Raw genomic sequence first — 6066 nt, 5'->3', positions numbered from 1 at the left:
CAGCCCTGCTCGCCACAACAGCCCACCTGCCCCAGACTTCGTGTTAACCGGTTGTGTAGATGCCTATGCTGCGATGGCGGTGGCACAGCCAAAAGTGATGCCGGCTGACACTCCGCTATCGCAGGCAAGCCAGCTCCCACAATTGATCTGTGTTGGGCTTGAGAGAGTGTGTGTTCCTCAGGTCCACCAGTACCGCACAAGGTGGAAGAAAATCGGCGCGGCAAAGCACACCGAATCCAGCCGATCCAGCATCCCGCCGTGGCCTTCGATCATGTGCCCCCAATCCTTCACGCCCCGGTCGCGCTTAATCGCCGACATCACGATGCCGCCGGCGAAGCCCAGCAGGTTGATCAGCAGCGCGATCAGGAATGACTGCCACGGGTTGAACGGCGTGGTCCACCACAACGCCGCGCCGATCAGGGACGACAGCAGAATCCCGCCGACAAAGCCTTCTACGGTTTTGGACGGCGACAAATTGGGCGCGATCTTGTGTTTGCCAAACAGCTTGCCGCACACGTACTGCAGCACGTCCGACAGTTGCACCACGATCACCAGGTAAGCGATCAGCAACAGGTTGCGGCCTTCGTAGCCGGGAATATCGAGTGTGAGCAAGGCGGGCACGAACGATACGCAGAACACCGCGATCATCAGGCCCCATTGCACCTTCGACGCACGCTCCAGAAAGTGCGTGCTGTCGCCACCCAGCGAAGCAAGGATCGGCAGCAGCAGGAACACATACACGGGGATAAAGATCGAAAATAGCCCGTACCAGTCCGCATAAATCAGCAGGTATTGCAGCGGCAGCGCCAGGTAGAACGCGGCTACAAGGGCCGGGTAATCGCTGCGCCGTGTCGGCGTAAGGGTGAGAAATTCGCGCAGGGCGTAGAACGACACCGCATAGAACAGCAGGATCACCGCACCAGTGCCAAGCCAGAAAGCGATGCCGATCACCACCACCATTACCCACCACGCATTGATGCGGGCGTTGAGGTTGTCGACCACCGCATTCGGTGTGCCACGGGTGCGCAGTTTGAGGATCAGGCCGATCAGCGAGGCGAGCACCAGGATCGCGCCGATTCCGCCGAACAACATCAGGGTTTGGCTATCCATGTCAGACATGCTCCGGGGCAAGGGCAAGCAAGGCGTCGCGGCTGCGGGCAAGGAAGGCGGCCTTGTCTTCACCGTCTTCCAATTGCAGCGGCGCGCCGAAGCTGGTGGTGCACAGCAACGGCAGCGGCAGTACGCGGCCCTTGGGCATGACTCGGTTGAGGTTGGCGATCCACACTGGAATCAATTCGGCTTGTGGGTAACTTTTTGCCAGGTGATACAGGCCGCTTTTGAACGGCAGCAAACCGTCCTCCAGATTGCGCGTGCCTTCGGGAAAGATGATCAAGGAATCGCCACCTTCCAGCGCGGCCAGCATCGGCTGCAAGGGGTTATCCACAGGGTCTTTGCGCTCACGGTCGATCAACACGCCGTTGAACACGCGGTTGATGATGTAGCGGCGCAGTGCGCTTTGGTTCCAGTAGTCACTGCCGGCCACCGGCCGGGTGAATTTGCGCAGGTTCTGCGGCAACGATGCCCATAGCAAGACGAAATCACCGTGGCTGCTATGGTTGGCGAAGTAGATGCGCTGCACCGGCACCGGCGCGCACCCCAGCCACAGGCTACGGGCGCCGGTGACAGTACGGGCCATCGAGGTAATCAGGGTGGCGACCACGGGTTCGAACATGGGGATTCCTTATCCGGCGAAAGGTAGCCAAGGGCTGGCGAGGATTACGGCCAGGGTCAGCAGCGCTTGCGCACCCAGCAACCAGGCTTGTTTGCGCAGCAGTTTGAGCGCGCCGCGACGGCGTTCGGTCCAGGGTCGGCCCGCGCGTTTGGGCGATTGCAGGCCGAGGCTCTGCAAGGCTTGGTCGAGATCGGCCGTGCGCTCGGTGTCGCGGGCCAGCAGGGCGAACAGGTCGGCGTCGAAGGCCACGCGCAATGCCCAGTACTTTTGCAGCAGGCCGAGAATAATCATCCACAGGCTGAGCAGCAGGCACAGCGTCGAAACGCTGGCCAACAGCAATTGAGCAAGGCCGAATAATACGCCGGCCACGGTCAGGCCTGTGGATAACTGGTCCAGCGAGCGGCCACGGCGCAGCAGGCTGGCAACCACCTGGAGTTCCATATCAGCGGGCATGGGGCAAACCCTCCAACGCTTTACGGTGAGCAGGATGCAGGACCACTTCGGCCCGTGCTGTACGAATAATAGCCACTGCCTCGTCGACCGTTGCGGCGCGCCCGCTGTGCAGCAACCACGCGGCGACGGCGCTGGCGCTGCGCGAGTAGCCGAGGGCGCAGCACACCAGCAACGGGCCGCTTGAACGCAGGCGTTCAATGGCCTCGGCAGCTAGCAGGCATTGCGCGGGTGTTGGCGCGATCAGGTCGAGCACAGGCACGCATTCATAGGCGCGGCCCTGTGGATTAATCGGCAATTCGGCGCACAGATCGACGATGGCCTTGAAGGAACCTTGCTCGCCGGTGGTAGGAATTCGACCAAGCCAGACGTTATCCACAATCTGGTCAGGCTGTGGATGTCTACGTGTCCACAGCCTGGAATTTATCCACGCGGCCGCCAAGTAGGGTGCATACAGCCAGCGCGCCGCTGGCGTGAGCCGACCATCAGCGCGTTTTTGGAAGCCCGAGGCGCCCAGCACGAGGTAATTGGCCTTGATCAAGCCTAAGGAGACCGCCGGCCATAGCAGCCACAACCACCAGCCGCGCATTACAAAGGCCAGAATCACCAGCGCCACCGCGCCCAAGCCGTAGCGCACACCCAATCGCCAGCGCTGGGCATCCCGCGTCAGTTGTACATTCAACAGCGGGCTCGGATGTTCCACCGGCCACAGCCACACGCATAACCAACCGGCCAGGGCGCCTGTGGGTAAGTCGATAAAGTGATGTTGATAAGTGGTCAGCACCGAAATACCGATCAACGCGAACCAGCCATGCACCAGCCAACGCCAGAACCCTTGGGTGTGACGCTGGTACATCACCCACAAAATCACCAGTAGCGCGATATGCAGCGACGGCGCTTGGTTGAAGGGTTTATCGAAGCCGGCCAGCACCGCAAACAGCCAGCCGAATACGCCATCCAGCTCCGGCCGTTCAAAGGTGAAACGCAGCGGCCAGATCAAAAAGCAGCTCACGGCAATGACTTGCGCACTGAGCAGGCGCAACGCGTGTTGTTTCAGCTCATGGCGAGTATTGGGCAGCAGCAGTGAAAACCCGTAGAGCAGGTCGATGGACCAATAGGGCACGATGGTCCAGGCCCAGAACGGCATATGGGTTTCCCAGCCGAAGACCAGCGTGCCGACGTCGCTGCGCTGGCTGGTGACCCAGGTGGCAAAGCCGTAGGTGCTGAAAAACAGCGGCGCCAACAGCAGCAGCCACAGGACTGCGGGTTTCAATAAGCCGGGTTCGCGCATGCTCAGATCTTCTGCGCCAGGGACACGGTGAAAATGCCCCACTCATCCACACGCTGGGTGATTTTGCGAAAGCCCGCCGCCTCGACCAATTGATCCATTTCGGCCTGGCTGCGACGGCGCATTACCCAGGCCTGGCCCTGGCGATGGCTGGTCAAGGCGCGGGCGATCAGTTCCAGTTGCGGGTGCCACGGCTGGCCGGTGTAAACCAGATACCCGCCGGGCTCCACTGCTTCGGCAAGACCTGCCAGCGAACCGCCGACCATGCCGTTATCGGCAAACAGCTCATACAGGCCGGACACCACCGCCAAGGTCGGCTTGGGCGCCAGTGCCGCCAGGTCTGCTCTATCAAATGCATCGCCTTTGACGAACTGCGCGATGTCCCCCAAGCCTTTCTCGCGAATCAGTGCGCCACCGTCACGCACGTTGATATCGCTGTAGTCGCGCAGCAGGATCGATTCCGGCAACGGCGAAACGCCCTGCAAAGCTTCGAGAATGTAGCGCCCGTGGCCGGCGGCGATATCGACGATGCGTACTTCTCGATCCTCTGCGCGCAACTTGGCCATGGCCAGCCGCAGCAGTTCTTCGACGTTCAGCTTGCGCTGGCGAATGCCGCGCCAGCCGATGGAGTTGAGGTAGTTGGTGTCGATCATCCGCCCCAGGCCGCCCTTGCCGGTGGGCCTATTGCGGTACACATAGTCCAGGGTGCTGCCGGAGTCGAAGCCGGTGTCGAAACCCAGTTTCACCCCGTCCGACAGGTTCTTGCCCAGGCCCATGCTGGCGCGGGTCATGCGCCAGTACAGGTCGCGCAGGGAGTTACGCGGCAGCGGCGCGGCGAGGGCTTCGGACTCGGCGCAGGTAGCGCCAAGTTTGTCGGCGTAGAGCAGGGCGGCGCGGTCCAGCGGCTGGGCGAAGTTCTGCAGGATAAAGCGCCGGGCGCTGTTCACGGCCACGGCGCGGTCGCGCTCGCCAAGGGTGTCGTGGAAAAATCCGGGCAGGATGTGCAGCTCTTTTTTCAGGCTGCCCAGCCGGTCGAAAAATTGCTGCTGGGGTTTGCGGTGCACCACGAAGTCGGAACCGGAGATGAGCAATTGCGTCGGCACCTGGATCGCCTGGGCATCGGCCACCACCCGGTCGGCGGCTTCGTACAAACCGAGCAGCACATTCACCGAAATCGCCTTGGTGATCAGCGGGTCGCTGTCATAGGACGCGACGCGCTCCGGGTCATGGCTGAGGAACTTGGCCTTGACGTAACTGTTGACGAAAAAGTTGCCGCGAAACTTGCGCATCAACGCCAGCCCAGGTCGGGCGAAGGGCACGTACAGCTTGACCTTGAACGCCGGGGAGGCGAGCACCAGTGCGCGGATTTTTGGCGCGTAGTCGTGTACCCAAGTGGCCGCAATCACCGCGCCGACGCTTTGGGCGATAACGGCGAAATTTTGTTCTTCTATGCCGTAAGTGGCGCCGATGTGTTCGCAGAAGGTCTGCACGTCGCGGGCGCTGGTGGCGAAGCTTGGGCTGTCACCGCGCGCGCCCGGCGATTGGCCGTGGCCACGGGCGTCCCAGGCGAAGAAATCGAACTGCGGCAGGTCGAGTTCGTCGACCAAGTGGGCAATACGGCCCGAATGCTCGTGACCACGATGGAACAGCAGGATCGCCTTGCGCGGCGCGTCGCCCACAGGCGCAGTGGCCGGCCAGTGCCGATAAAAAAGCTCGACGCCATCATGGGTACCGAAGGTGTGCTCTTGCTGTTCGCGCATCGCAAAAATCCTTATGCAATCGGAGAGGTTTCTTGTTGTTCTTTGAGGCCCTGACGCACGCGGTTGACCAAGGTGTAGGCGAGCAGGGCAGCCACCACCCACATCACTGCGTCGACCCAGCCGGCGCCGAGCCAGCCCAGCGCCACGCCAGTGGCGAGCACACCGAGTACGAACGCCCGATCACTTTTGCCCATCGGCCCGTCATAGCGGCGTGACGCCCCCACCATCGGCCCCAGTACACCGGCGTATTCGCTGAACACGGCAAGCAACGTCACCAGCAACACCGGCGCCAGGCTCACGCCGGGAATCAGCGCAAAGGGCAGGATCAACGCGCTGTCGGCGATCACGTCGCACAGTTCATTGAGGTAGGCACCCAGGCGCGATTGCTGGCCGAATTCGCGCGCGAGCATGCCGTCGATGGCATTGAGGGCCATGCGCAGGATCATCCACAGCGGGATCAGCGCAAACAGCCAGAGGTGTTGGGCAAAGCTGGCGATCAGCAGGCCGACCAGCAAGGAAACGCCGCCGGCCAGCACGGTAATCTGGTTGGCGGTGGTGCCGTTGTCGTAGAGACGCTGCACAAGAGGGCGCAGCAGGTTTTGAAAACGCGGTTTGAGCTGGTAGATCGAAATCATGACGCTTCCTTGTCCATGGGCCCGCGAAAAACTGTTTGGAGTGTGCCGATTAATCCGTGCCTGCACCAGTGATGGCTTGTGTTTCTGGGGGTTTAATCACTATTGCGAGAGCACCACAGGACAAATGTGGGAGCTGGCTTGCCTGCGATGGGCATAGGTATCTACACAGCCGGTTGACACGAAGTCTGTGGCAGGTGAGCC

6 protein-coding genes are annotated in these 6066 nt (G+C 61.5%); all 6 read right to left on the bottom strand.

Annotated features, from left to right (window positions below; genetic code table 11):
• Positions 1-177: 177 nt before the first annotated feature.
• From K0H48_RS27670 to K0H48_RS27645, 6 genes are read right to left on the bottom strand one after another with little or no spacing between them, the layout of a single operon-like run.
• Complete coding sequence (locus tag K0H48_RS27670) at positions 178-1110, bottom strand: phosphatidate cytidylyltransferase (RefSeq protein WP_017135107.1); 933 nt, start codon at positions 1108-1110, stop codon at positions 178-180.
• 1 nt (position 1111) lies between these two features.
• Entirely contained in the window at positions 1112-1732 is a 621-nt protein-coding gene (locus tag K0H48_RS27665) for a 1-acyl-sn-glycerol-3-phosphate acyltransferase (protein ID WP_219337495.1), read from the bottom strand.
• Positions 1733-1741: 9 nt separating this feature from the next.
• Entirely contained in the window at positions 1742-2185 is a 444-nt protein-coding gene (locus K0H48_RS27660; RefSeq protein ID WP_219337494.1) for a hypothetical protein, read from the bottom strand.
• Positions 2175-3473: a phosphatase PAP2/dual specificity phosphatase family protein gene (locus K0H48_RS27655; protein WP_219337493.1), complete on the bottom strand. Its 1299-nt coding sequence runs from the start codon at positions 3471-3473 to the stop codon at positions 2175-2177. Before K0H48_RS27655 ends, K0H48_RS27660 begins: the two co-directional genes overlap by 11 nt.
• A 2-nt stretch (positions 3474-3475) precedes the next feature.
• Entirely contained in the window at positions 3476-5230 is a 1755-nt protein-coding gene (locus K0H48_RS27650; protein WP_219337492.1) for a bifunctional alpha/beta hydrolase/class I SAM-dependent methyltransferase, read from the bottom strand.
• An 11-nt stretch (positions 5231-5241) separates the two neighbouring features.
• A complete protein-coding gene (locus K0H48_RS27645) occupies positions 5242-5865 on the bottom strand; it encodes a CDP-alcohol phosphatidyltransferase family protein (RefSeq protein ID WP_219337491.1) in 624 nt (207 codons plus the stop codon).
• Positions 5866-6066 lie beyond the last annotated feature (201 nt).

Origin of the sequence: Pseudomonas sp. Xaverov 259 (genome assembly GCF_019352915.1) — a bacterium.
Taxonomy (GTDB): Bacteria; Pseudomonadota; Gammaproteobacteria; order Pseudomonadales; family Pseudomonadaceae; genus Aquipseudomonas.
Note: the sequence above shows the minus strand (reverse complement) of the source record. Positions and strands in the feature narration are given on the sequence as shown.

What these genes read in the sequence shown, in the direction of transcription:
- K0H48_RS27670 (WP_017135107.1), bottom strand. Translation starts at nt 1,110, where the DNA reads ATGGATAGCCAAACCCTGATGTTGTTCGGCGGAATCGGCGCGATCCTG.
- K0H48_RS27665 (WP_219337495.1), bottom strand. Translation starts at nt 1,732, where the DNA reads ATGTTCGAACCCGTGGTCGCCACCCTGATTACCTCGATGGCCCGTACT.
- K0H48_RS27660 (WP_219337494.1), bottom strand. Translation starts at nt 2,185, where the DNA reads ATGCCCGCTGATATGGAACTCCAGGTGGTTGCCAGCCTGCTGCGCCGT.
- K0H48_RS27655 (WP_219337493.1), bottom strand. Translation starts at nt 3,473, where the DNA reads ATGCGCGAACCCGGCTTATTGAAACCCGCAGTCCTGTGGCTGCTGCTG.
- K0H48_RS27650 (WP_219337492.1), bottom strand. Translation starts at nt 5,230, where the DNA reads ATGCGCGAACAGCAAGAGCACACCTTCGGTACCCATGATGGCGTCGAG.
- K0H48_RS27645 (WP_219337491.1), bottom strand. Translation starts at nt 5,865, where the DNA reads ATGATTTCGATCTACCAGCTCAAACCGCGTTTTCAAAACCTGCTGCGC.